The 24,220-nt window shown below is 70.2% G+C and carries 21 protein-coding genes; 3 read left to right on the plus strand and 18 right to left on the minus strand.

Features of this window, described 5'->3' with window-relative positions; translation table 11 throughout:
* Positions 1–181 precede the first annotated feature (181 nt).
* The 3 genes from LOK46_RS15180 to LOK46_RS15190 all read right to left on the minus strand — a co-directional run bounded on the left by LOK46_RS15180 (position 182) and on the right by LOK46_RS15190 (position 3,940).
* Entirely contained in the window at positions 182–475 is a 294-nt protein-coding gene (locus LOK46_RS15180; protein WP_012319754.1) for an aa3-type cytochrome c oxidase subunit IV, read from the minus strand.
* Positions 476–597: 122 nt separating this feature from the next.
* A complete protein-coding gene (locus LOK46_RS15185) occupies positions 598–1,959 on the minus strand; it encodes an ABC1 kinase family protein (RefSeq protein ID WP_273558400.1) in 1,362 nt (453 codons plus the stop codon).
* Between the two features lie 109 nt (positions 1,960–2,068).
* A complete protein-coding gene (locus LOK46_RS15190; RefSeq protein ID WP_273558402.1) occupies positions 2,069–3,940 on the minus strand; it encodes a M3 family oligoendopeptidase in 1,872 nt (623 codons plus the stop codon).
* Between the two features lie 249 nt (positions 3,941–4,189).
* On the opposite strand from LOK46_RS15190, the gene LOK46_RS15195 reads away from it, so the two are divergent.
* The 3 genes from LOK46_RS15195 to LOK46_RS15205 all read left to right on the plus strand — a co-directional run bounded on the left by LOK46_RS15195 (position 4,190) and on the right by LOK46_RS15205 (position 9,587).
* Positions 4,190–5,674, plus strand: coding sequence for a sigma-54-dependent transcriptional regulator (locus tag LOK46_RS15195; RefSeq protein ID WP_273558404.1), 1,485 nt, complete (start codon positions 4,190–4,192; stop codon positions 5,672–5,674).
* A gap of 246 nt (positions 5,675–5,920) precedes the next feature.
* The gene (locus LOK46_RS15200; protein ID WP_273558406.1) at positions 5,921–7,945 is read left to right on the plus strand and encodes a L,D-transpeptidase family protein; all 2,025 of its coding nucleotides are present in this window, start codon (positions 5,921–5,923) and stop codon (positions 7,943–7,945) included.
* A gap of 142 nt (positions 7,946–8,087) precedes the next feature.
* A complete protein-coding gene (locus LOK46_RS15205; RefSeq protein WP_273558407.1) occupies positions 8,088–9,587 on the plus strand; it encodes a DUF882 domain-containing protein in 1,500 nt (499 codons plus the stop codon).
* A gap of 81 nt (positions 9,588–9,668) precedes the next feature.
* Here LOK46_RS15205 and LOK46_RS15210 read toward each other — a convergent pair whose 3' ends face one another.
* The 15 genes from LOK46_RS15210 to LOK46_RS15280 all read right to left on the minus strand — a co-directional run bounded on the left by LOK46_RS15210 (position 9,669) and on the right by LOK46_RS15280 (position 24,188).
* Positions 9,669–9,920 carry a hypothetical protein gene (locus LOK46_RS15210; protein WP_273558409.1) on the minus strand — a complete coding sequence of 84 codons (252 nt, stop codon included), beginning with the start codon at positions 9,918–9,920 and terminating at the stop codon, positions 9,669–9,671.
* A 194-nt stretch (positions 9,921–10,114) separates the two neighbouring features.
* On the minus strand, positions 10,115–12,805 hold the full coding sequence (gene ppdK, locus LOK46_RS15215) for a pyruvate, phosphate dikinase (protein ID WP_273558411.1): 2,691 nt from the start codon (positions 12,803–12,805) through the stop codon (positions 10,115–10,117).
* Positions 12,806–12,970: 165 nt separating this feature from the next.
* Entirely contained in the window at positions 12,971–13,114 is a 144-nt protein-coding gene (locus tag LOK46_RS15220; protein ID WP_012319762.1) for a DUF3096 domain-containing protein, read from the minus strand.
* Positions 13,115–13,225: 111 nt separating this feature from the next.
* A complete protein-coding gene (gene pufC / locus LOK46_RS15225) occupies positions 13,226–14,329 on the minus strand; it encodes a photosynthetic reaction center cytochrome PufC (RefSeq protein WP_273558416.1) in 1,104 nt (367 codons plus the stop codon).
* Positions 14,330–14,339: 10 nt separating this feature from the next.
* A complete protein-coding gene (gene pufM / locus LOK46_RS15230) occupies positions 14,340–15,320 on the minus strand; it encodes a photosynthetic reaction center subunit M (protein ID WP_273558418.1) in 981 nt (326 codons plus the stop codon).
* 78 nt (positions 15,321–15,398) lie between these two features.
* On the minus strand, positions 15,399–16,223 hold the full coding sequence (gene pufL / locus LOK46_RS15235) for a photosynthetic reaction center subunit L (RefSeq protein ID WP_273558420.1): 825 nt from the start codon (positions 16,221–16,223) through the stop codon (positions 15,399–15,401).
* An 80-nt stretch (positions 16,224–16,303) separates the two neighbouring features.
* The gene (gene pufA / locus LOK46_RS15240) at positions 16,304–16,495 is read right to left on the minus strand and encodes a light-harvesting antenna LH1, alpha subunit (protein WP_012319766.1); all 192 of its coding nucleotides are present in this window, start codon (positions 16,493–16,495) and stop codon (positions 16,304–16,306) included.
* Between the two features lie 10 nt (positions 16,496–16,505).
* Positions 16,506–16,742 carry a light-harvesting antenna LH1, beta subunit gene (gene pufB, locus LOK46_RS15245; RefSeq protein ID WP_012319767.1) on the minus strand — a complete coding sequence of 79 codons (237 nt, stop codon included), beginning with the start codon at positions 16,740–16,742 and terminating at the stop codon, positions 16,506–16,508.
* A gap of 127 nt (positions 16,743–16,869) precedes the next feature.
* Positions 16,870–17,091 (minus strand): hypothetical protein, encoded by a 222-nt coding sequence (locus LOK46_RS15250; RefSeq protein WP_273558426.1) that lies wholly within the window; start codon positions 17,089–17,091, stop codon positions 16,870–16,872.
* Positions 17,092–17,126: 35 nt separating this feature from the next.
* Positions 17,127–18,593 (minus strand): chlorophyllide a reductase subunit Z, encoded by a 1,467-nt coding sequence (gene bchZ / locus LOK46_RS15255; RefSeq protein WP_273558428.1) that lies wholly within the window; start codon positions 18,591–18,593, stop codon positions 17,127–17,129.
* Positions 18,593–20,122, minus strand: coding sequence for a chlorophyllide a reductase subunit Y (bchY, locus tag LOK46_RS15260; RefSeq protein ID WP_273558430.1), 1,530 nt, complete (start codon positions 20,120–20,122; stop codon positions 18,593–18,595). The genes bchZ and bchY overlap by 1 nt, the downstream gene beginning before the upstream one ends.
* A 5-nt stretch (positions 20,123–20,127) precedes the next feature.
* Positions 20,128–21,132 carry a chlorophyllide a reductase iron protein subunit X gene (locus LOK46_RS15265; protein WP_273558432.1) on the minus strand — a complete coding sequence of 335 codons (1,005 nt, stop codon included), beginning with the start codon at positions 21,130–21,132 and terminating at the stop codon, positions 20,128–20,130.
* A complete protein-coding gene (gene bchC, locus LOK46_RS15270) occupies positions 21,129–22,067 on the minus strand; it encodes a chlorophyll synthesis pathway protein BchC (RefSeq protein ID WP_273558434.1) in 939 nt (312 codons plus the stop codon). The genes LOK46_RS15265 and bchC overlap by 4 nt, the downstream gene beginning before the upstream one ends.
* Positions 22,068–22,161: 94 nt before the next feature.
* Positions 22,162–23,289, minus strand: coding sequence for a methyltransferase (locus LOK46_RS15275; protein ID WP_273558436.1), 1,128 nt, complete (start codon positions 23,287–23,289; stop codon positions 22,162–22,164).
* Between the two features lie 29 nt (positions 23,290–23,318).
* Positions 23,319–24,188: a polyprenyl synthetase family protein gene (locus tag LOK46_RS15280; protein ID WP_273558438.1), complete on the minus strand. Its 870-nt coding sequence runs from the start codon at positions 24,186–24,188 to the stop codon at positions 23,319–23,321.
* Between the last annotated feature and the right edge of the window lie 32 nt (positions 24,189–24,220).

The following is a 24,220-nucleotide window of genomic DNA, read 5'->3' on the forward strand; positions in this document are numbered from 1 at the left end:
CCTTTCGAATGCGCGAACCGGCGCAGCTTTTCGAGAGGCGGATCTACGATACCGCGTTCGATGCGGCCGGAATGTAACTTGTGCCCAATTTAATTGCCAACAATACGTCAGCGACCCGCTCGGCGCTCGCGAGCGGGCTGGTCATCCGCGGCGGCGCTTGCCGCCACCGCGCTCGGCCGTTTCAGGCGAAGAACAGGTACAGGACCAGGAGAATCCCGACGACCAGCGGGGCCTTCCACCCCACGGCCGGCGCGAGGGCGCCCACCGCGCCCGCGGCTCCCGAGGCGATCACGCCGACGATGGCCAGCAGCCACGCTTCGCGAATGCCGCCGATGGCGAGGGCCAGCACCCAGCAGATCACGACGCCGGTGGCGATTTCGACGAACCGGACGAATCCGCGATAGGTCTGCTCGTGAGTCTTCGCGTCCATCGCCGGGCTGTAGGTGTGCCCGGCCACCGTGTCACTCTCGGCCATCGTGCGCTCGTTTCCCTAAGACGCGACTTCTTGCGGTCGCGGTCGGATGTAGCTCAAGCGTTTACCTGCCGCAATCGGACGCACGCAAGTTGATCGCTCTCTCGGTGGATCTTCGCGCCGGCTCAGGCCGGTTTCGGCAGGTCCGCCTCGGCGAGCGCCCGGCCCTGACGCGTAGTGAGTTCATCCAGCGAGAAATGCTCGATCTCGGCCTCGAACAACCGATGGTAGTTGAGCTCCGATCTGAGGTGGAGGAACACGGCGCCGAGGCCCACGGCCGCGCGATCCATGAAGACGAATTCCTGCGGCACCGTCACGGGTCCGCGCTCCTTCAGCGCCTGATGGACCTGGAAGGCCTGCCGCCGGCCGTACTCCCCCGGCTTGACCCCGTCCGCGACGGTGCGGGTGCGGTCCTCAAGCAGCGGCCCGTAGATGAAGCGGGCCCAGATGTTCAGGATCTCGATCTTCTCCTTGTCGAGGTCCTTGAAGCCCCACACCTCGTAGGCGTGGACGATGCGGGCATCGTCGTTCTCCAGCAGGCCGCGATAGAGGTCCACGACGCCGCCGACGAATCGCGGATGGAAGATCCGGACGCAGCCGTAATCCAGCAGGTTGATTCCCGCGGCCTCGCCGGCATCCGAGAACACCGTGTAGTTGCCGAGATGCGGGTCGCCGTGGATCACGGCCGCGCGGCTGAAGGGGTGCCACCACGCCTTGAACATCGCCTGAGCGATCCGGTTACGCACCTCGACGGGCTCGTCGGCGAAGCCCAGGATCTTGTCCCCGTCGAGCCAGCCGAGCGTGAGCAGGCGCTTCGTCGACAGCTCGGGAAGAACTCGCGGCACGCGCACCGCCGCGATGTCCTTCAGCACGGCCCCGTAGAGCGCCGCGTGCTTGGCCTCGCGCTCGTAGTCGAGTTCCTCGCGCACCCTGGCACCGATCTCCTTCGCGATCTCGCGCGTATCGAGCCACGAGTTCATCCGGCGGTGCAGCGCGAACGCGACCTCCAGCTGCTTGAGGTCGGCCTCCACGGCCGACTGCATGTCCGGATATTGCAGCTTGCAGGCGAGCCGTTCGCCGTCCTTGGTGGTCGCGCGGTGCACCTGGCCCAGCGAGGCCGCCGCCGCGGGCTTGAGGTCGAAGCTCCCGAAACGCGCCTGCCAGCCGGCGCCGAGTTCCGACTGCATGCGGCGCCGGACGAAGGCCGCGCCCATCGGCGGGGCGTCCGCCTGGAGCTTCTGCAACTCGGTGGCGTATTCCGGTGGGAGCAGGTCCGGGACGGTGGCCAGCAGCTGGGCCACCTTCATGATCGGGCCCTTCAGGCCGCCCAGGGCCTGCGCCAGGGCGGCGGCGTTGGTGGTGCCCTCCTTCCCGAACAGCCGCGCCATGGCCATCCGGGCGGCGACGCCGCCGACATTGGCGCCCACGCTGGCGTAGCGCCCGGCGCGGGCGGAGAAGCGGTTGGCTTCGCGGTCGGTCTCGGCCATCTCTCGATCTGCTTGCCTGACGATGATCCGCAGATAAGCCGCCCCCGGCCGCGAACCAGGGGCGTGGGTCCCTGCGCCGCGGGCATCGGCCGAGCCCGCGGCACTCCGCTCAGCCCTGACCTTCCATGCCTTCCAGCTCGACGATCATGCTCTCGATCATCCCGAGCCCGATCTGCCAGAAGCCCGGATCCTTCGCGTCGAGACCGAACGGCGCGAGCAACTCGCCGTAGGGCTTCGAGCCGCCGGCCGAGAGCAGCGCGAAGTAGCGCTCCACGAAGCCGTCCTCCGCCCGGGCGTAGACGCCGTAGAGCGAGTTCACCAGGCAGTCGCCGAACGCGTAGGCGTAGACGTAGAACGGCGAGTGGATGAAGTGCGGGATGTAGGCCCAGAACGGCTCGTAGCCGGAATCCAGCGTGATCGCCGGACCGAGCGACTCCGCCTGGACGGACAGCCACAGCGCGTTGATCTGGTCGGTGGTCAGCTCGCCCTTGGCGCGGGCGAGATGGACCTTCCGCTCGAATGAGTAGAACGCGATCTGGCGCACCACGGTGTTGATCATGTCTTCGACCTTGGCGGCGAGCATGGCCCGGCGCTGGGTCGTGTCGGTGGTGGCGGCGAGGAGCCGGCGGAAGGTCAGCATCTCGCCGAAGACGCTCGCCGTCTCGGCCAGCGTCAGGGGCGTCGGCGCCATCAGGGCGCCGTTCGGCCCGGCGAGCACCTGGTGGACGCCGTGGCCCAGCTCGTGCGCCAGCGTCATCACGTCCCGCGGCTTGCCCTGGTAGTTGACCAGCACGTAGGGGTGGACCGAGGGCACCGTCGGATGCGCGAAGGCGCCCGGCGCCTTTCCGGGACGGGTCGGCGCGTCAATCCAGCGCTCGTCGAAGAAGCGCCGCGCGATCCCCGCCATCTTCGGCGAGAACGCGTCGTAGGCGGACAGCACCGTGTCGCGGGCCTCCGTCCACGGGATCGTGCGCTGCTCGACGCGGGGCAGCGGCGCGTTGCGGTCCCAGTAGGGCAGCGCCTCCTGCCCGAACCACTTCGCCTTGAGCGTGTAGTAGCGGTGGGACAGGCGGGGATAGGCCGCCCGCACGGCGTCGACGAGCGCTTCCACGACCTCGGGCTCGACCCGGTTCGACAGGTGGCGCGCGTCGGCCACGTCCTTGAACCCGCGCCAGCGGTCGCTGATCTCCTTGTCCTTCGCCAATGTGTTGGTGATGAGCGTGAACACCCGCAGCTGGCCGCGCAGGACCGCGCTGATCGCGCCGGCAGCCTCCCTGCGGACCGCCCCGTCCGGATCCTGAAGCTTGTTCAGCGTCGGCTCCAGCGGCATCTCCTCGCCCTGCACGGTGAAGCGCAGCGAGGCGATCGTCTCGTTGAACAGCCGGTCCCACGCGGCGTTCGACGTGACCGACTTCTCGAGGAACAGCTTCTCGGTGCGGTCGTCGAGCTGGTGCGGCTTCTCCCGCCGCAGGTCCTCGATCCACGGCGCGTAGTGGGCGAGCGGCCCCTCGGCCATCGCGGCGTTCAGCGCGGCGTCCTCGACGCGATTGAGCTCCAGAGCGAAGAACAGGAGATCCGCCGAGGCGCTGGTCAGCCGCTCGCGGGTGTCGCCGTAGAACTTGGCCCGCGCCTCGTCGGTGGTGTCGCCGGAATAGACGAGCCCGGCGAAGGACATGAGCTTGCCCAGCAGGTCCTCGATGCCCTCATAGGTCCGCACCGCCTCGGCCAGCCGCGCGGACGCGTCCGGGCCCGCGGCGAGCTCGGCGATGCGGCCGGCATAGGTCTCGGAGAAGCGGCGGCACTCCTCCTCGGCGCGGGTCATGTCGCCGGAGTATTTCGGATCATCGAGGCCGGAATAGAGATCCGTGAGGTCCCATTCCGGAAGATGGCCGAGGTCGGCAGCCTTCGCGGCGGCGCGCGCGGCACTCACGCCCTCCGGCAGGCGGACACTCACCGGCGAGGGGGTGTGGCTCGGCGTCATGGTGTGCAATCCTCTCCAAGGGCTCCGGCCCCGTACCCTGATATCGAGCGTGCCGCCACGCGTTCAACGCGGGCGGTTCGTCGGACCGGCGCGCGATCGGTGACGACGCGGTGCAAACGTCGTTAAGCGGCACTTTACGACTGTCGGTCACCCTACGGCTCGAAACGAAACAGTCGCCGAATCGGAGGCCGCGAACGGGTCGAGCCCGCGTCGCGTGTCCGGCCTTCGCGCGCCGTTCAGGGAGCCGCTATGTCCGCCACCGTGCTGATCGTGGACGACGATCCGGTCCAGCGGCGCCTGGCCGAGGCGGCCGTGCGCCGTTTCGGCTTCGAGGCGCGGATCGCCGAGTCCGGAGCGGACGCCCTGACCCTGCTGAGATCCGAGGGGGCAGATGTCGTCCTTCTCGACCTCGTCATGCCCGGGCTCGACGGGCTCGGTGTCCTGGCCGAGATGCGCAAGAGCGGCCTCGCTATGCCGGTCATCGTCCAGACCTCGAACGGGTCCATCGACACGGTGGTCAGCGCCATGCGGGCCGGCGCCGTGGATTTCGTGGTCAAGCCGGCGGGCGCGGAGCGGCTGCAGGTCTCGATCAAGAACGCCCTGCGGGTCGATACGCTCGAGGAGGAGGTGCGCCGCATGCGTCGCCGGGCCTCCGGCGCGCTCACCTTCAAGGATCTCACCTCGAAGAGCCCCGACATGGAGCGGGTGATCCGCCTCGCTGAGCGGGCCGCCAAGTCGAACATCCCGGTGCTGATCGAGGGCGAGTCCGGCGTCGGCAAGGAGGTTCTGGCCCGGGCGATCCAGGGGTCCGGCGACCGGCGCGGCAAGCCGTTCGTGACAGTCAATTGCGGGGCGATCCCGGAGAACCTGGTGGAATCCACCCTGTTCGGCCACGAGAAGGGGGCGTTCACCGGCGCCACCGAGAAGCATGCCGGCAAGTTCGTCGAGGCCTCGGGCGGAACGCTGTTCCTCGACGAGATCGGCGAGCTGCCCCTCGACGCGCAGGTGAAGCTGCTCCGGGCCCTTCAGGAGGGCGAGGTCGACCCCGTCGGCGGCAAGCGCTCGGTGCGGGTGGACATCCGGCTCGTCTCGGCCACCAATCGGTCGCTGCTCGACCTCGTGAAACAGGGCAAGTTCCGCGAGGACCTCTACTACCGCCTGAACGTCTTCCCGATGACGCTGCCGCCCCTGCGGGCGCGCCGCGAGGACATCCCGGACCTCGTCCGCTCGTTCTGCGCACGGTTCTCGGCCGAGGAAGGCAAGCGCGTGCGGGCGATCAGCCCTGAGGCGATGGCCCTGCTCACGCGCTATCCCTGGCCGGGCAACGTCCGGCAGCTGGAGAACGCCCTGTTCCGCGCCGTCGTGCTGGCGGACGGCGACGAGCTGACCGTCTCCGAGTTCCCGCAGATCGCCGCGCAGGTCGAGGGCTTCGACGTGCGGATCCCGGCCGCGCCGGTCCAGCCGCAGATGCCGGCCTACGCCCCCGAGCCGGTGCGCGAGATCGTCCGCGTGGAGGTGCGCGACCCGCACGCGATGTCACTCGTCGCCGAGGAGACCGGCGAGATGAAGCCGATGGACGTGCTGGAGGCGGAGATCATCCGCTTCGCGCTCCAGTTCTATCGGCAGCGGATGTCGGAGGTCTCGCGCCGCCTCGGCATCGGCCGCTCCACCCTCTACCGCAAGCTCAAGGATCTGGGGCTGGAGGACGACGCTAAAACCGAGGACGCGGCCTGATCGAACGCGGGGTGCGCTAGCGCACCGAGCGCATTCGTTTCGGCCACGGTGAGGGAAAATTTCGGCCCTGCTGCACGCTGCCGGCGGATGATTTAGCGGATCATAAGCTGAGCAGCATTAGAAATGACACATTCATCGGCAGGACCGACCTTCTATTCGCGATGACTGCGGTTGCTGAAAGCCACGCTTGCGCGGATAATCACAATCTGAGCGTGCGGTCCTGCCGCCGCACCCCGGGAGATCACGATGCGCGTCCCGCGCTCCAGCCTCATCGCGCTGGCCGCCCTCCTCGGCGGCACACTGGCCCCGGCCGGCTCCCTCCGTGCCGCGACGGTCGCGCTGGACCAGCCGACCACCGATATCCCCGCGAGCCCGCCCGTCGCCTTGCCTGCGCCGGCGGCCCCCGCGCAGGCGGACCCGTCGGCGCCCGCCACCACGGCCCTTCCCGACTACAAGCCGGAGGCGCCGGCGGCCGAGCCGGCCCCGGCCCCGGCCGCCGCGGTTCCGGTCGCCCCGGCCGACCCGCTCGGCGCGGCGGTCTTCGCCCGGTTCGCGGATCCCGCGCCCCTGCTGCTGCGCCTCACCGGCAAGGACCGCGACGCGATCCGGAGCTTCTACGAGGCCCGCAGCTTCAAGCCGCTCTGGATCTCCGGCGGGGCCTGGACCGACGCTGCGAAGGCGGTCTCCGCGCGGATGGCGGCCGCCGCCGAGGACGGTCTCGATCCCCGCGCCTACACGGCCCCGGCGCTCGCCGATAAGCCCGACGAGAAGGCGGTCGCCGACGCCGATCTGCGCCTATCCGCGGCGGCGGTGCTCTACGCCCGGGATGCCCGCGGCAGCCGGATCAACCTGGCCTCCATCTCGCGGCTGATCACCCCGCACCTCGATCTTCCCGCCGGGAACGACGTCCTGGCGAAGCTCGACGAGGCCGGCGCGAAGGCCGGCGAGGCGCTGCAGGCCTACAATCCGGCGACCCCGGGTTATCTCGCGCTGAAGGCGCGCCTCGCCGGCCTGCGGGGACCCGCCCCGACCGCCGTGAAGCCGCTGCGCCTCCCGGCCGGACCGGTTCTCCGCGTCGGCATGCGCGATGCCCGCGTCCCGCTGCTGCGGGCGCACTTCAACCTCGAGAGCCGTCCCGCCGCGACCCTGGACAAGGGGCCCGGCGAGCCGGAGGAGTACGATTCCGGTGTCGCCGACGCGGTAGGGAAGTTCCAGCGCGGCCGCGGCCTGCCGGGGAACGGCGTCCTGAACGTCCAGACGGTCCTGGCCCTCGCCGATGCCGGCCGCGCGGTGCGGCCGACGGGCGGGGAGGCCGAGCTCATCGTCAACATGGAGCGGTGGCGCTGGCTGCCGGGCGACCTGGGCTCGGACTACATCCTGGTCAACGTGCCGGAGTACCGCCTGCGCGCCTATCGGGGCGGCGTCATGCGCGACGAGGCGCGGGTCATCGTCGGCAAGCCGGAATCGCGCACGCCCCTCTTCTCGGGCATGATGGAGTACGCGGTCGTCAACCCGTCCTGGTACGTCCCGCCGTCGATCCTGAAGACCATGGCGCCGAAGCTCGCCGGCTACGGCGGCAAGACCTGGGGCGGCTACGAGGTCGTCCGCCGCGGTGGGCACATCTCGCTGCGCCAGCCCCCGGGTGAGCGCAACGCCCTCGGCTTCATCAAGTTCATGTTCCCGAACCAGCACGCGGTCTACCTGCACGACACGCCGAACCGCTCGCTGTTCTCCGCCTCGAAACGCGATTTCAGCCACGGCTGCGTGCGGGTCGACGACCCGTTCCGCCTCGCCGACGTGGTGCTGCCGAACTGGTCCGAGGATCGCCTGAAGAAGCTGATCGGCAAGGGCGAGCGCACGATCCGGCTGCCGGAGAAGCTCCCGGTCCACCTCGCTTACTTCACGGCCTTCGTGGACGACGGCGGCGCCTACCGTACCCTGCCCGACCTCTACGGCTACGACGCGCCGATGCGCGCGGCCCTCGGGCTGCCGGGCGGCGGCGGGCCGGCGATCGCGCGGCTCCCGGACGAGCCGCCGCGGCGCAAGGTCGAGCGCGCTCCGAAGCCGCCCGCGACCCGGACGGTCCATCGCCGCGCGCCCGAGCGCCCGGTCGCGGATGCCGAGGCGTGGCCGACCGGGCGCTACGAGGAGGCGGACACGCCGCGTCGCGCCCAGCGCCGCGCGGCCCGGGCCGACGGCGCGCCGGAATACGGCGAGCCGGGCCTCTGGACGCCCGCGCCGCAGCAGGCGGCGCCGCGCGGGTGGTGGTAACCCACCGGCGCCAGCAGCAACTTTCGCGTGCGCGGCCGCACAGCCGGGCACGATTTCGCCACGGTCGAGCCTTAGCCGTTTCGGTCGCGAACCCGGTTCAACAGGCGTCGGGTCAGGCTGTCGGGAGAGGATCAGGACCGTCGTGCCCAGTCTCCCGCGCGCCCTTCGCCATCTCACCCTCGCCCTGTCCGGCCTGGTGCTCGGACTGATCGCCGGGACGGCCGAGACCGAGGACGCGGTCGCCAACGGCGATACCCGATCCCTGACCATCTACCACACGCACACGCAGGAGAGCGCGACCATCACGTTCAAGCGCGATGGCCGCTACGACCGCGCGGCCCTCGAGCAGCTGAACTGGCTTCTCCGCGACTGGCGGGTGAACGAGCCGACCAAGATGGATCCGCGGCTGTTCGATACGGTCTGGGAGGCCTATCGTCAGGTCGGTGCGACCCAGCCGATCCACGTCGTGTCGGCCTACCGGTCCCCGGGCACCAACGCGATGCTGCGCCGCCGCTCCAGGATGGTGGCCGAGTACAGCCAGCACATGCTCGGCAAGGCGATGGACTTCTTCCTGCCGGACGTGTCGATCGACCGGATCCGCGAGGTCGGTCTCCGGATGCAGCGCGGCGGCGTCGGCTGGTATCCCCATGCCGGAACGCCGTTCGTGCACCTCGACGTGGGGTCCGTGCGGATGTGGCCGCGCATGACCCACGACCAGCTCGCCCGGCTGTTCCCGGACGGCAAGACCGTGCTGCTCCCGAGCGACAACCGTCCCTTCCCCCGCTACGAGGAAGCCAAGGCCGAGATCCTGGCCCGCGGCGGGACCGTGGCGGGCCTCACGACGCAGATGGCCAGCGGCGAGGAGGAGGACGGACCAGGCCTGTTCGGCTTCCTGGCGAGCCTGTTCGGCGGCGGCCGGTCGACACCCGAGCCCGCGCCGGTGCAACCCCCCGTGGAGACAGCGAAGAAATCGCGGCGCACGCCCGTCGTCGCCGTGGCGAGCGCCGATCCGCAGGATCCGGTGGGCGCGCGCGCCGCCCTCGCCTACGCGGCGCCCGCGGCCGACGACGCCCTGCGCGGCTCGCTCGTGGAGCGGGCGCAGGCGAAGGGTGCCGAGGCCAAGCCCGCCGACGCCAGGTCGCTCCTGACCGCGAGTCAGCCGACCGCCGCCGACGACGCGGTGACCGCCGTCACGGCGCCGCTCCCGCCGCGGCGGCCCTCGGACATGGCGGCCGTCGTGGCGAGCCTGAACATGCCGCTGCCGCCGCCGCGCCCGGTGCAGTTCGCGGCGCTGGAGCGCGGGATGGCCAACTTCGCGTCCGCGAGCGAGATCCGCGCCCTCGACAAACCCGCGGCGCCGACCCCGGCTCGCGCGCGCTCCCTCGTGGCCCCGGACGCGGATGCGAAGGCGCAGTTGCGCGCCCTGTTCGATTCGGTGTCGGCCGGCCCGGGTGCGGCCCCGGCGAGCCGGGCCGTTCCCGTGCACGTCGCCGCCACGCGCCTGCGCGGTGCCGCGCCCGACGCGGTCGTGGGCGCCGCGCCCGACCGGGTCACCACGCGGTTCAGTCCCCGCAGCCCGGGCGACGACCTGCCGACCCGCTTCACCGGCTCGGCCGCGCGCGCCGTGTCAGGTGCGCGCTGATCCGCACGCCGCGGCGAGGGCGCCATCGTCGATGCTGCGAAGCGACCGAGCCCCGCGAGGTGGTGGACGTCGCGATCCGGCTCAGCGCAGGGGCTTGGAGAGATTGACCGCCAGCGCGCCGACGAGCGTGGTCGCGTAGCTGTCCTCCTGCATCGCCGAGATGCGCTCCGCCTCGTTGCCGCTGTTGGCGGCGACAGACATCATCAGCATCACTGCCGTGACGAGACCGCCGAGACCGGCGACGAGGGCGAGATAGGCGCGAACCGCGGCCCGCGGGACAGCCGCGACCCCTTCGGTCTCGGCGAGGCACAGCGGCGAAGGGCTGTGAGACATGGTGGCGGCCGATTCTGACGGGCGATGCTGAACCCGACGCGGGCCGATAAGGCGCACGTCGGGCGGGCCCGTTCAATCGAGAAACGCCTCACAAAGAGTCGAGTTCGACCGAAAGGCGAGTTTTTCCCACCAATCCTCGTACGGATGGTTGATATCCGAAAGGGGGACGCCGCCCGGCGCCCCCCGCTCGGGCCTCAGCCCTCCTTGCCGGCGACCTTGCCGAGCGCCGCCTGGGCAGCCGCCAGCCGGGCGATCGGCACCCGGTAGGGCGAGCAGGACACGTAATCGAGCCCGACTTCCTGGCAGAAGCCCACCGAGGCGGGGTCGCCGCCGTGCTCGCCGCAGATGCCGAGCTTGATGTCCGGACGCGTCTTGCGGCCGCGCTCGACGCCGATGCGCACCAGCTCGCCCACGCCCTCCTGGTCGATCGTGATGAACGGGTCGGCCGGCAGGATGCCCTTCTGAGTGTAGGGACCCAGGAAGGTGGCGGCGTCGTCGCGGGAGATGCCCAGCGCCGTCTGGGTCAGGTCGTTCGTGCCGAAGGAGAAGAACTCCGCGGTCTCGGCGATCTCGTTGGCCTTGAGGGCGGCGCGCGGCAGCTCGATCATCGTGCCGACCTGGTAGTCGAGGGGCGCGCCCTTCTCCTCGGCCACGGCCTTCGCCATGGCGTCGATGCGGGCCTTCACGATGTCGAACTCGGCGCGGGTGAAGACCAGCGGCACCATCACCTCGGGGGTCACCGCCTTGCCGGTGTCCGCGGCCGCCTGGACGGCGGCCTCGAAGATCGCGCGGGCCTGCATCTCGGCGATCTCCGGGAAGGCGATCGCGAGCCGGCAGCCGCGGAAGCCGAGCATGGGGTTGTGCTCGGACAGCTCGCGCGTCCGGTGCCGGATCTTCTCCTCGGAAACGCCCGTCGCCTTGACGACCTCGGCGACCTCGGCGTCGGTGTGCGGCAGGAACTCGTGCAGCGGCGGGTCGAGGAGGCGGATCGTCACCGGCAGGCCGGACATGATCATGAACAGCTCTAGGAAGTCCTGCCGCTGGTAGGGCAGGATCTTCGCCAGCGCCGCGCGACGGCCCTCGGCGTCGTCCGCCAGGATCATCTCGCGCACCGCGATGATGCGATCACCCTCGAAGAACATGTGCTCGGTACGGCAGAGGCCGATGCCCTCGGCGCCGAAGTTGCGCGCGGTGCGGGCATCGGTCGGCGTATCGGCGTTGGCGCGGACCTTCATGCGGCGGATCGCGTCGGCCCACTCCATCAGGGTGGCGAAGTCCCCCGAGAGCTCGGGCTCCAGCATCTTCACCTCGCCCTGGATCACCTGGCCGGTGGAACCGTCGATGGTGATCTTGTCGCCGGCCTTCAGCGTCACACCGCCGACCGTCAGGGTCTGCGCCTTGTAATCGATCCGGATGGAGCCGACGCCGGAGACGCAGGGCTTGCCCATGCCGCGGGCCACCACGGCCGCGTGGCTGGTCATGCCGCCGCGGGTGGTGAGGATGCCCTCGGCGGCGTGCATGCCGTGGATGTCCTCGGGCGAGGTCTCGATCCGCACCAGGATGCATTTGCGCTCGGCCTTGCGGTGCGCCTCCGCGTCCTCGGAGTTGAACACGATCTCGCCGGTCGCCGCGCCGGGCGAGGCCGGGAGGCCGGAGGCGATGACCTTGCGGTCGGCCTTCGGGTCGATCGTCGGGTGCAGGAGCTGGTCGAGGGCGCCGGGCTCGACCCGGCCGATCGCCTCCTCGCGGGAGATCAGCCCCTCGCCCGCCAGATCAACGGCGATGCGCAGGGCGGCCTTGGCCGTGCGCTTGCCGTTGCGGGTCTGGAGCATCCAGAGCTTGCCCTTCTCGATGGTGAATTCCATGTCCTGCATGTCGCGGTAATGCGACTCCAGGATCCCGTAGATCCGGGTCAGCTCCGCGAAGCTCTCCGGCATGGCCTTCTCCATCGAAGGCTTGTCGCTCTCGGCCTCGATCCGGGCCTTCTCGGTGATGTTCTGCGGTGTGCGGATGCCCGCCACCACGTCCTCGCCCTGCGCGTTGATCAGGAACTCGCCGTAGAGCGCCTTCTCGCCGGTGGAGGGGTTACGGGTGAAGGCGACGCCGGTGGCCGAGGTGTCGCCCATGTTGCCGAACACCATGGCCTGCACGTTGACGGCCGTGCCCCAGCTCTCCGGGATGTTGTTCAGCTCCCGGTACTTCTTCGCGCGGGGAATCATCCAGGAATTGAACACGGCGCCGATCGCGCCCCAGAGCTGGTCGTCCGCGCCCTGCGGGAAGTCAGAGCCGTGCTCGTCGCGTACGATCTTCTTGTAGGTCTGGATGAGGGTCTTCCAGTCGCCGGCGCCGAGCTCGGTGTCCAGGTCGAAGCCCTTGCCCTCCTTGTACTGCTCCAGCGCCTCCTCGAAGGCGTGGTGCTCAACGCCGAGAACGACGTTCGAGTACATGGTGATGAAGCGGCGGTAGGAATCGTAGGCGAAGCGCTCGTCGTCGGCCTCCTTGGCGAGCGCCAGGACGGTCTCGTCGTTGAGGCCGAGGTTGAGCACCGTGTCCATCATGCCGGGCATCGAGGCGCGGGCGCCCGAGCGGACCGACACCAGGAGCGGGTTGGTCGAGTCGCCGAACTTGCGGTCGGTGAGCGCGCCCACCTGCGCGAGGGCCGCCGAGACCTGATCCTTCAGCTCCGGCGGGTAGGCCTTGCCGTGCTCGTAGAAATAAGTGCAGACCTCGGTGGTGATGGTGAAGCCGGGCGGGACGGGCAGGCCCAGGTTGGACATCTCGGCGAGGTTGGCGCCCTTGCCGCCGAGCAGGTCGCGCATCTGCGACTTGCCCTCCGCCTTGCCGTCGCCGAAGGCGTAGACCCACTTCGCGCTGCCGGTCGCCATGTCGATCCCGTCCGTATCTGGTGCCCGGCGCCGGCCGAGCTGATGGGCGGGGTTGGACCATCCCGCAGCGCAACGCAAGATGAACGCGCGATGGCCCTGTGCGTGCGTGGCTGACGGGTTCGGCGGTCTGTCAGGCCCGCGACGTCGCGGTGCGGGCGCAGCGCCTCAATGCAGGATTCCGAGCCCGATCACGCCGACGACGATCAGGTAGATCGCGACGATGTAGTTTAGCAGCCGCGGCATCACCAGGATCAGGATCCCGGCCAGTATCGCGATCAGCGGCTGGAGGTTCGAGATGGTGATGGTCACGGGCGCCTCCTGTGGGCCGAGCTTGGCCGCCGAGATCGACGTCCCTACTCAGCGGAGGTTCCCTGTAGCTTGAGCGGAGCGGCCGGTCGGTCCGGCCGCTCCGCGCGCCGATCAGGGCTTCGGCGTCGGGGTCTCGGTCCCGGGGATCGGGTCCTTGGCCTCGCCGGTCGGCAGGCTCACGGCGATCGTCGGGTGCGACAGCTCCGGATAGGGCTCGATCACGTTGGCGCCGTTGAGCGGCTTGTTGGCGCCGTTGTGGCAGGTGGCGCAGTTGATCTTCGGCGCGTCGCCCAGGATCCCGAGTCGGTTGCGCGGGAACGTCGAGGTCAGCGGTTCTAGGTAGTCCTGGTTGAGGTCACGCACCATGCGGATGCCGTACCAGGCATGGACCCGGTTGGGCGTGCTGGTGTCCCACTGCGCCACCGAGCGGGTGTTGTGGCAGAAGGTGCAGTTCACCCCGAGCGACTGCGACATGCTGATCATGATCGCGAAGGTCTTCTCCGCGTCCTGGATCGGCTTGCCCTTCGTCTCGGGTAGCGCCGTGGTGGCGTTGACCCGGACCGCGTCCTCCGACGTCTCCTTGTGCTGGTAGAAGGCCTGATAGACGTCGTACGGCAGCGACGTGTTGCCGACTTCCGCGGAGGCCAAGTTCTGGCTGTTGTTGCGCGGGATGAAGCGCCCCGCCCCCTGAACCGGATGGTCGAACCAGATATTGGCCGGAACCGGGTTGCCGCGGTGGCAGGTGTAGCAGGTCACGCCCGCCTGATGGACGTGATTCTCCTTCCACGTGGAGTTGATGTACTGCGTCATCTGGATCATCCGGCGGGCGACGCGCTTCTGGTAGAGCTCGTCGGACGCCATGTTCTCGGTGCTGTGGCAGTACGTGCAGCCCTGCTGCGGCGCGACCCACTCGGTGATCGACACCATCAGACGGTTGAACTGCTCGGCCGAGAGATCGCCCAGGACTTGGACATTCTGATAGACGGCCGAGGCCTTGTCGCCGCCCGCATCGGCCGGATCGGCCGGCGCGGGCGCCCTGTTGGCGTCCGACAGCGCCTCGTTGCCGGCTCTGGTGCGGATCAGGTCCATGCCCGTCCCGCGGAAGCCGGTCTGCTTGTTCGCCATCGGCGGATGGGTCCAGCCGGCGCCGCCGAACATCGCGATGGTGAGGAAGAGGGCCAGCGCCCCGCCGGCTACCGCCAGAATCGTCTTCATGACGGCCTCCTCACGGCTTCATGCCGGGTGCGAGATGGGCGGGATCCACGATCGGGCCGTAGACCTGCGGGTACGAGGGCGCGACGCCGTGCTTGACTGCCCAGAGGTACCAGTTGTCGACCACGGTCCCGGTGAGCAGGATGCCGATTCCGCCGGTGAGCGTGGTCAGCACCGCGAACCACCACGCCCAGCGGTGCACCGACTCCATCGTGGCGTTAAAGCCCATGGTCCAGCGCCAGAACAGGGCGGCGCGCTCGGTGGCCGTACCGCGGTCGACGATCTGGTCGATCTCGCGCTCCGCGCCGTAGCGCGAGCAGGCCAGGATCGTGCCCCCGTGCATCGCGAACAGCAGCGTCGATCCGTAGAGGAACGTGATCGAGAGCATGTGGAACGGGTTGTAGAAGAGGTTCCCGTAGCGGAGCGAGAAGGCCGCGGTCCAGTCGAGGTGCGGGAAGATGCCGAACGGTACGGCCTCCGACCACGAGCCCATCAGCACCGGACGGATGAAGCCGAGGACGAGGTAGAGCCAGATCGCCGACGCGAAGGCCCACGGCACGTGGAGGCCGAGGCCGAGCGCCCGCGCGCGCCTGTAGAGGTGGACCCACCAGAGCAGGATCGAGGCGGTCAGGAAGAAGCCGGCGATCAGCCACCAGCCGCCCTCATTGAGGGGCGGGAGGACTTTGAGTCCGTATTTCGGGAGCGGCGGCTCCAGGGCGAGCCACGGCAATTGCCGGACGAACTGGACCGGGTCCCAGTTCACCGAGGCCCACATGTTGAGCCCGATGATCTCGAAGGCGATGACACCGCAGGTGATCGACAGGGCCGCGATGTAGCCGATGTAGATTGGCCCGACCTGACTGTTGCCGATCAGCCCGAACAGGTAGCTGTTGAACGGCTTGCCGACCCGCTCGTCGACCGCCACCGGGACGCCCTGATCCGGCACGAGCGGGCGCACCTGAACCTGCGTGAAGATGTTCTGGTAATAGGCCATGGCCTGCCCTCCCCCGGAGTGCCGCGCTGGGCGGCGGCGACCCGCGTTAGTCCCCTCGTTCCGTTCGCGTCCGACCCGTCATCGCCAGACCGGCAGGTTGAGCCACCAGCCCCACCATTGCGGCCAGCCCTGCGTCCAGAACGGCCCGCTGATGACGATGCAGACCGCGCTCCAGAACCCCGCCGACAGGGCCAGGAACAGGCCGAGACGGTGGATGCCGAGCGTACCGATCGAGTAGCCGATCGTGTCGCGGAAGAAGGTGTCCTCGTGCTCGGGCGTCTTGACGGTCTCGCCCTTCTTCGGGTTGGTCGCCGACAGGATCAGGCCGCCGTGCATCGCCAGGGCCAGCGTCGTCGTGAAGAAGAACGTCACGGCCAGCATGTGCGCGGGGTTATAGTGGAAGTGTAGATACTGGTATCCGGTGTTGGACACCCAATCGAGGTGGCTGAGAATGCCGTACGGGAAGCCGTAGCCCCAGGCGCCCATCAGCAGTGGCCGGATCACCACGAGGGTGAAGTAGGCGAAGATCGCCATCCCGAAAGCCGCGGGCACGTGGTAGCCGATGCCGAGCTTGCGACAGATCTCGACCTCGCGCAGCGCCCAGGACACGAACGAGCCGAGCGCGCACATGGTGATGATCTGCCAGAGGCCGCCTTCCTTCAGCGGCGCGAGCCTCAGGCCGTAGCTGATATCCGGCGGCGCGATGTTGATCTGCCAGATGTTCCAGGTCGGCCCGATCGCCGCGCCGTAGATGACGAGCGCGGTGCCCAGGACCGTGAAGAACATGCCGACCACGCCGAAGAAGCCGACGAAGAACGGGCCGACCCAGAAGTCGAACAGGTCGCCTCCGAGCAAGGTGCCGCCGCGGACCCTGTATTTGCGCTCGAAGCTCAGCATCGCCATGGCGGCTGCTCCTCAGTCAGGCCGGAGAAGAGGAAGGAAGGGTGACCGCGGCCCTCGCGCGCCGCGGTCCGGACCGGCGGTCAGGCCGGCATCTGCGGCAGCGCGAGCGTGATGGTATTCTCGGCCGCCTTGTTGTTTCTCGGGCCGTCCAGCCAGTTGAACCGGTCGGTCGAGAGCAGGATGAAGTGGATCAGCAGCGCGAGGATGAAGAGGAAGGTGAACAGAGCCACCAGCGTGCGCCGCGGATCGAAGAGCAACCAAACCTTGTGCATCCGATCCTCCTCAGCCGATCATCGTGACGAGGGCGTGGGCCGCATCGCGAACGCCCTCGAGAGAGGCGTAGCCCTGCGGTCCGGGGAGCCACGGACGCCACAGCCAGACGAGGATGTGGGCGACCACGGCGATCGCCGTGAAGATGAGGAAGCTCGTCAGGAAGATCGCGTGGAACTCCTTGGCTTCCGGTTCCGTCAGCCCGGACAGGCTGCTCGGTCTTTCTGTTGTGACGGGTCCACTCGCCATCGTTCAGACCTCCGTGTGTTGGCCGCGCCTCTGACGAGGCGCGACGGGTACAGCCACGATGCCTTGCGGCGGTCGCAGCCCAACTTCCCCCGCGTGACCGGACGGAAGCATCTCGCTCAGGGGCGTTTCAGCCCATGAAGGCGAAGGGGATCGCCTGAACCGCCATGGCGCGGGCCTCGCCGAAGACCGAGCGGCGCGCCGGCGTCAGGCCCGGGCGGGCCGTCTCGCGGCTCGGCCGAAACCGGTTCAGCGCCGCGGCGGCGAGGAAGAACGGGTAGGTCGCCGCCAGGATCAGCCGGAACTGAAACGCTTCCTGGTGCTGGCGGCCGGTCGGGACCATCGTTCGCATCGTCAGGTCTCCTCTGGGTGAAACGGAAAGGCGGCTCATGCCGGGACACCCGCCGCGAGGGCGGCCCGGGCCCGCGCCACGTGGGCGGGCGCCACGGCGGCGGCCTCGGTGTCCCGGGCAGCCCGCTCGGCGGCGTCGCGCAGGCGCTTGGCGGCGGAGATGCGGGCGAGCACCGGCTGGGCCTCGACCAGGGCGTCGAGCGCCTGCCGGGCGGCCTCGTCCCACGGCAGCTCGGCGTGGCGCCGGGCCGGTGTCGCCTCGACCTTGTCCATGTCGCGGGCGAGCGGCAGGATGTGGAAGAGGGTGTCGAACAGGGCGTTGCAGACCTCCTGGACCAGGTAGGTCGCCCCGGCGTAGCCCATGAAGGGCGTGCCGGTGTGCCGCCGGATGATGGCGCCGGGGAACGAGGCCGGGACGTAGGCTGCCCGGGCTCCGGTCTCGGCGAGGTACATGCGCTCGTTGAACGAACCGAACAGCACCAGCGGCGGCTTGGCCGCGATGGCGGCGCGGACGGCCACATTGTCGGGCTTCAGACCGGCCGAGCGCCCGAAGGCGAAGTGGCAGGGCAGGCCCATCTCGTCTTCGAGGAAGTGGCGCACGCCGCGCGCGTAGGTCTCGGTGGCGACGATGCCGAAGCTCGCGGTGCCGAAGAAGTCCTGGGTCACCGAGCGCCAGAGATCCCAGACCGGCTTGATGGTCGTGTGCCGCTCCCGCTCGATGAACGGCTCGGGATCGAGGCCCAGGATCGCGCCGAGCGAGCGCAGGAACTTGGTCGTCGACAGGATGCCGATCGGCGCCTGGAGGTAGGGCCGCTCGAGATCCTCGCAGAGCAGGCGGCCGAACTCCCGGTAGAGGCAGACATTGGCGTCGGCGTTGACCAGCTTCGGCACGTCGGCGAGGTGCGCGCCGAGCGGGAAGGTGAGGTTCACCTCGGCGCCGATGCCCTCGACCAGCCGGCGGATCTCGGCGAGGTCGGACGGCATGTTGAAGGTGCCGTAGGCCGGGCCGATCAGGTTCACCCGCGGCTTCTCGCCGGGCTTCTTCTCGGGCCGGGCCGGGATGCCCTTCTTGGCGAACTTCTTCGCCCCGTATTCCTGCCAGAGCCAGCGCATCGCCCGGTCGGCGGCCTGCCACTGGTCCTCGTCGATGGTGCGCGGCAGGAAGCGCTGGAGGCCGGTGCCCTCGGGGGTCACGCCGCCGCCGATCATCTCGGCGATGGAGCCGGTGACCACCACGCTGGGCTGGCCCGGATCGAGGGTGGCGTGGGCGCGCTTCATCGCGCCCTCGGTCCCGTGCCGGCCGAGTTCCTCCTCGGCGAGCCCGGTCACCACGATAGGCAATTCGTGCGGCGGCAGCGCGTCGGTGTAATGCAGGACTGAGGTGACCGGCAGGTTCTCGCAGCCGACGGGACCGTCGATGACGACTTGCAGGCCCTTGATCGCCGTGAAGACGTAGACCGCGCCCCAGTAGCCGCCGGCCCTGTCGTGATCGAGGATGAGCATCAGGCCATCTCCCCGATCGGCTTCTTCGGACCCTCGATCTTCGGTCCCTGGCGCTTCTGCGGCACCTCCTGCCAGACGCCAGCGGCGTGGCCGGTGCCGACGCCCTCGAAGAAGTCGCGCATGGCGTCGAAGCGCGCCCTGTTCCCGAGGGCGGCGTTGATCACCGTGGCGAGCGACCCGGCGCCGGCCGCACCCATCAGCGGCCGGGCCGAGATCAGGTTGGTGAAGTAGAGCGCCGGGGTGCCGCGCTCCTTGGCCCGCTGCACGACCGGGGTCGTGCCGATGGCGAGGTCGGGCTTCAGCGTGTCGAGGGCGTAGAGATCGTCCTCGAGCGAGGCCCGGTAATGCACCTGCGTGCCGCGGGCCTCCAGCCAGTCGCGGTCCGACTCGGACCAGGGCGTCCGCGGGCACGCCGTGCCGACGTACGGAACCTCGGCGCCGCTCTCGACGAGGAGGCGGGCCACCAGCAGCTCCGACCCCTCGTAGCCCGAGAGCGTGATCCGTCCCTTGATCGGCATTGCGCCGAGCGCCCCGCGAATGCCGGGCAGGATCTTGTTCTTGGCCGCCTCGACGGTGGCCCGCGCCACCCCGCAGGCCGCGCCGATCCGGTCGAGCCAGTCGGCGGTGCCGTCGACGCCCACGGGCGCCGAGCCGACGACCGGGCGGCCCGCCGCCTCGAACTCGCGGATCGAGGCCGTGTAGAACGGGTGGATCGCCGCCACCGCGGCGCAGTCGAGGGCGGCGTAGAGCTCGCGCCACTCGCGGGTCGGCACCACCGGGCCGGCGGCCAGCCCCAGCGGCTCCAGGAGCGAGCCGATCACCACCGGGTCGGCCGGAAACACCTCGCCGAGGAGCGCCACGCTCGGGCGCTCGGAACGTCCACCGCGCGGCGCCGCAACCGGGCCCTGCTCGGCTTCCGAGCGCGCGACCTTCAGCATCGCGCCGGCCAGGACGTCCTTGGCCTCGGCATGGGTCGGCACGCCGAAGCCCGGCACGTCGATGCCGATCACCCGGACGCCGTCGATCTCCTTCGGCAGCAGCCGGAGCGGCACGCCGGAGGCGGTCGGGACGCAGAGGTTGATGACCACGACGGCGTCGTAATCGTCGGGCTTCGCGGTGGCGTGGACCGCCTCGCGGATGTCCTCGAACAGCTTGCCGGTGACGAGAGTCTCGGAGTTGAACGGCACGTAGCCGACGCTGCGCCGCGCCCCGTAGAAGTGCGACGTGAAGGTCAGGCCGTACACGCAGCAGGCCGAACCCGACAGGATCGTCGCCGTGCGCCGCATGCGCAGGCCGACGCGCAGCGAGCCGAAGGCCGGGCACATGCTCTGCGGCTGGTCGTGCGGTCCCTGCGGATAGTCGCTGCGGAGCTGCGCCAGGGTCTCCGACATGCCGGCGGCCTCAGCGGCCGCCACCATCGCGTCCTTGCCTGCGTGGCAGCCCAGGCCGTCGCTCTGCGCGGCGGCGAAGTCGACGTTGGCCGGCGCCTTGCGGGCCCGCAGATCGGCGATGTCGAGGGAGACGGCCATGCGCGTCAGACCTCGTCGTACATGACTTCGAGGGACGGCTTGGTCACGTGGGCGACGCCGCACATGTCCTCGTGGGTCGCGGGGACCAGGACCACGTCGCGGCCCGTGGTCTCGCTGGAGAACAGGCCGAGCAGCCCGTCCTGCGAGAGCGGCGTCGGGCGGTGCGGCGCGGCCTCGGCGACGTTCGCGGCGAGTTCCGCGAACAGGGTGCCCCAGCGCCCCTCCGGCTTGCCGATGATCTCGTAATTGGCGCTCTTGCGGCGGATGTCCTCGTCGGCCGGGATCGAGGCCAGGACCGGGATGCCGGCGGCCTCCGCGAAGGCCTGCGCCTCGCCGGTGCCGTCATCCTTGTTGATCACGAGGCCGCCGACGCCGACATTGCCGCCGAGCTTGCGGAAATACTCCACCGCGGAGCAGACGTTGTTGGCGACGTAGAGCGACTGCAGGTCGTTCGAGCCGACGACGATGACCTTCTGGCACATGTCCCGGGCGATCGGCAGGCCGAAGCCGCCGCAGACCACGTCGCCCAGGAAGTCGAGCAGGACGAAGTCGAAGCCCCACTCGTGGAACCCGAGCTTCTCGAGTAGCTCGAAGCCGTGGATGATGCCGCGTCCGCCGCAGCCGCGCCCGACCTCCGGCCCGCCGAGCTCCATGGCGTAGACGCCGTCGCGCTTGAAGCAGACGTCGCCGATGGCGACCGCCTCGCCGGCGAGCTTCTTCTTGGTCGAGGTCTCGATGATCGTCGGGCAGGCCTTGCCGCCGAAGAGGAGCGAGGTCGTGTCGCTCTTCGGGTCGCAGCCGATCAGCAGGACCTTCTTGCCCTGCTGGGCCATCATGTAGCTGAGATTGGCGAGCGTGAACGACTTGCCGATGCCGCCCTTGCCGTAGATCGCGATGATCTGCGTCTCCTTCTTCGCCGGCGCGGTGGCGACCGCATCGGGTTCGATCGCGGCCTCGGCGCGGAGCTGGGTCGCTTGGGACAGGGCGGCCTTGTTGAGCTGAACGTTCACGCGGCGTCCCTCCAGTCGAGGATCATCTTCAGGCAGCCCGGATCCGCGAACGCGGTGCGGTAGGCGTACTGGGCCTGTGCCGCCGGGGCACGGTGGGTAATCAGCCCATCGAGCGAGAGCCGGCCGCTGTCGATCAGACGCGTCACCGCCGCCGTGTCCTCGGGCCGGAACTCTGCGGAGATCCGGATCCGGGCCTCACGCATGAAGGCGGGCGGGAAGGCGAAGCTGAGGGGCGCCTCGTAGAACCCGGCGAGGACGATCTCGCCCCCCGGTGCCATTCGGGCGATCAGCTCGTCGAGGCCGGCGGCGTTCCCGCTGACATCCGTGATCGTCGCGTAGTCGCGACGCGGATCCGCGTCGGGCGCGACGACCGTGTAGCCGTGGTCGCCCGCGGCGCGGACGGGATCCGTCTCCCAGACGGTGGGTGCGGCGCCCGCCGCCAGGGTCAGCCGGGCGAGGAGGCGGCCGAGCACGCCGTGTCCGACGATGAGCGGCGTCGCGCCGGGGACGAGGCGTCCGAGGGCGCGATGGGCCGTTGCGGCCAGAGCCAGGAGGCAGGCCTGCTCACCCAGGGCCTCGTCCACCGGCACGAGGCGCGCGGCCGGGGCGACCAGATGGGACGCCGCACCCCCGAACAGGCCGCGGACGGAACCGAAGCAGCGGGCCCCCGGGACGTAGACGGTCTGGCCGACCCGGACCGTGGCGCCGGCATCCGCCTCCACGACGGTCCCGACGGATTCGTAGCCGGGCACCAGCGGGTACCCCATGCCGGGGAACGGCGGCATCCGCCCTGACCAGAGTAGGCGCTCGGTGCCCGTGCTGATCCCGCTCCAGGACACGGCAACGACCGCGTCCGCGTCACCGGGCGGCGTCAGTGCCAGGCGCTGAACCGAGAGGTGCTCCGGGTTTTCCAGAATGACGGCCAGAGCGTCCATGGCTGGAATCGTCCACCCTTTGCGTTGCGACTCTCTCTGGTGCGAAGCCGCTATGTGTCATCCTAGATAGACACAGTTCAGCGTCAAGTCACACTTACTTTCCTGAGCCTGTTTTTTGGGCTCTGAGCACCCGCGCGAGCAGGGGGCGTCGTGTCGGATGCTCGCGCGTGGCGGTGAAACCTGCGGCCGCGAGCATCGCGCAGAGCTCCTCGGCGCGGCGCGGCCGGCCGGAGCCCATCGCCAGGAGGTAGAAGCCGAAATAGGCGTCGCCGACCGGCTCGGCGCCGGGCGTCCCGGCCATGGGCTCGGCGATCAGGAGCGTGCCGCCCGGCGGCAGCGCGGCGTACGCTGCCCTGAGCAGCGCCTGCGCCGGGACGTCGTCGTGATCGTGGACGATCCGCACCAGGGAGATCGTGTCGGCGCCCGCGGGCAGCCCGTCGTGGAAGTCGCCACCGCGGCAGGCGATTCTCTCGCCGAGGCCGGATTGCCCGAGACGCGCGGCGGCGCGGTCGGCGACGGCCGGCAGGTCGAACAGGGTCAGGCGGGGTGCCGCGTGCCGCATCGCCAGGGCCTGCAGGAAGGCGCCCTCGCCGCCGCCGACATCCATGAGATGCCGGACGCGCGACAGATCGCAGGCGTCGAGCACGTCCTCGGCGATCAGCGCCTGCGACGCGCCCATCAGGCCGCTGTAGGGGGCCACCGTCTGCGCGTCGCCGGCCGCGCCCGCCGCGTAGGGCCAGTAGCCCGCGAGGCGGGTCGGCTGGGCCTGTCCGCGCAGCAGCGCGACCGGGTCCGCCAGATCGGCGTAGAGCAGCGCGTGATGCTCGATCATGGCGGCGATGCCGGGATTGCCGACGAGCGCGGCGCCCAGGTCGGCCAGCCCGAACCGGTCGCCCGACAGGGCGCGCAGCAGCGCGAGGGACTCGGCGGCGCGCAGCAGGCGCCGCGCCGCGTCCGGCGGGAGGTCGAGCCGGCGCGCCAACGCGTCGACTGTCAGGGGGCCCTCGGCGAGGATCGCGAACAGGTCGAGGCGGATGCAGGCGGTCAGAACCTGCGCGTAGACGAAGCCGGCGCAGAGATCGAACAGCGCGCGCGTGTTGCGCTGCGCGATGCGGCGGGTCAGCGGAAAACCCGCCGCCCAGCGCTGGAAGCGGGGGCTCGCGACGAGGCGATTGCGCCACGCGAGCCACCTGTCCGCCCGGACGCGCGGGACGGGCGGCACCGTGCCGGTTCCGGGGAGCGATCCGGCGCTCAGACCGCCACCGCCCGCAGGCTCGCGGGCAGGAACAGCCGCGCCTGCGTCTCGATCTCGGCGGTGAGCGCCGCCGCGCCCGGACAGGCCGGGATCGCCGCGACCGCCTCGTGGGTCAGCCGAGACAGGCGCTCCATCGCGCCGCCGGTGCCCAGGAGGGCGGCGGCGTTGGGACGGCCCAGCGTGGCGTCGCGCCCGGCGGGTTTGCCGATCTCCTCCTGCCGGCAGGCGACGTCGCGCAGGTCGTCGGCGACCTGATAGGCCTCGCCCAGGCACTCGCCGAGGCGTCGCCAGGGCTCCGGCTCCGCCCCCGCGGCGGCGGCGCCGGCCACGGTGGCGGCGGCGAACAGCGCGCCCGTCTTCGCCTGCTGGTAGTCGCTGAGGCTGATATGGGCCTCCGATTCCCAGGCCTGCCCGGCCGCGATGCCGGACGGCGACCCGGCGGCGCGGCCGAGGAGCCCGACGAGCCGACCGAGGCGCGTCGGATGCCGCCCGACGGATCGTGCGAGGGTTTCGAAGGCGAGGACGATGAGGGCGTCGCCGGTCAGGACGGCGATCGGCTCGCCGAAGGCGACGTGGACGGAGGGCTTCTGCCGCCGCATCGGCGCGTCGTCGAAGCACGGCAGGTCGTCGTGGACCAGGGACGCGCAGTGCAGGAACTCGATGGCGGCGGCGGCCGCGACGGACCCCGCCGGGTCGTCGTCCCCGCAGGCGCGGGCCACCGAGAGGCACAGGCGCGGCCGGATCCGGTGGCCGCCCGGAAACACCGCGTACCGGAGTGCCTCTGCCAGAAGGGGCGGCGCGCCGGGCGCCTCCGCGTGCGCAACGGCGCGATCCAGCGCCATCTCGATCCGCCGACCGGACTCCATCGCGTTGCCTCCCGTGTTGTATGCGGTTGTCA

The organism is Methylobacterium sp. NMS14P, from assembly GCF_028583545.1.
GTDB lineage: Bacteria > Pseudomonadota > Alphaproteobacteria > Rhizobiales > Beijerinckiaceae > Methylobacterium.

Coding starts and splice junctions, on each gene's coding strand:
- LOK46_RS15180 (WP_012319754.1), bottom strand. CDS start 475: ATGGCCGAGAGTGACACGGTGGCCGGGCACACCTACAGCCCGGCGATG.
- LOK46_RS15185 (WP_273558400.1), bottom strand. CDS start 1,959: ATGGCCGAGACCGACCGCGAAGCCAACCGCTTCTCCGCCCGCGCCGGG.
- LOK46_RS15190 (WP_273558402.1), bottom strand. CDS start 3,940: ATGACGCCGAGCCACACCCCCTCGCCGGTGAGTGTCCGCCTGCCGGAG.
- LOK46_RS15195 (WP_273558404.1), top strand. CDS start 4,190: ATGTCCGCCACCGTGCTGATCGTGGACGACGATCCGGTCCAGCGGCGC.
- LOK46_RS15200 (WP_273558406.1), top strand. CDS start 5,921: ATGCGCGTCCCGCGCTCCAGCCTCATCGCGCTGGCCGCCCTCCTCGGC.
- LOK46_RS15210 (WP_273558409.1), bottom strand. CDS start 9,920: ATGTCTCACAGCCCTTCGCCGCTGTGCCTCGCCGAGACCGAAGGGGTC.
- ppdK (WP_273558411.1), bottom strand. CDS start 12,805: ATGGCGACCGGCAGCGCGAAGTGGGTCTACGCCTTCGGCGACGGCAAG.
- pufC (WP_273558416.1), bottom strand. CDS start 14,329: ATGAAGACGATTCTGGCGGTAGCCGGCGGGGCGCTGGCCCTCTTCCTC.
- pufM (WP_273558418.1), bottom strand. CDS start 15,320: ATGGCCTATTACCAGAACATCTTCACGCAGGTTCAGGTGCGCCCGCTC.
- pufL (WP_273558420.1), bottom strand. CDS start 16,223: ATGGCGATGCTGAGCTTCGAGCGCAAATACAGGGTCCGCGGCGGCACC.
- pufA (WP_012319766.1), bottom strand. CDS start 16,495: ATGCACAAGGTTTGGTTGCTCTTCGATCCGCGGCGCACGCTGGTGGCT.
- pufB (WP_012319767.1), bottom strand. CDS start 16,742: ATGGCGAGTGGACCCGTCACAACAGAAAGACCGAGCAGCCTGTCCGGG.
- LOK46_RS15250 (WP_273558426.1), bottom strand. CDS start 17,091: ATGCGAACGATGGTCCCGACCGGCCGCCAGCACCAGGAAGCGTTTCAG.
- bchZ (WP_273558428.1), bottom strand. CDS start 18,593: ATGCTCATCCTCGATCACGACAGGGCCGGCGGCTACTGGGGCGCGGTC.
- bchY (WP_273558430.1), bottom strand. CDS start 20,122: ATGGCCGTCTCCCTCGACATCGCCGATCTGCGGGCCCGCAAGGCGCCG.
- bchC (WP_273558434.1), bottom strand. CDS start 22,067: ATGGACGCTCTGGCCGTCATTCTGGAAAACCCGGAGCACCTCTCGGTT.
- LOK46_RS15280 (WP_273558438.1), bottom strand. CDS start 24,188: ATGGAGTCCGGTCGGCGGATCGAGATGGCGCTGGATCGCGCCGTTGCG.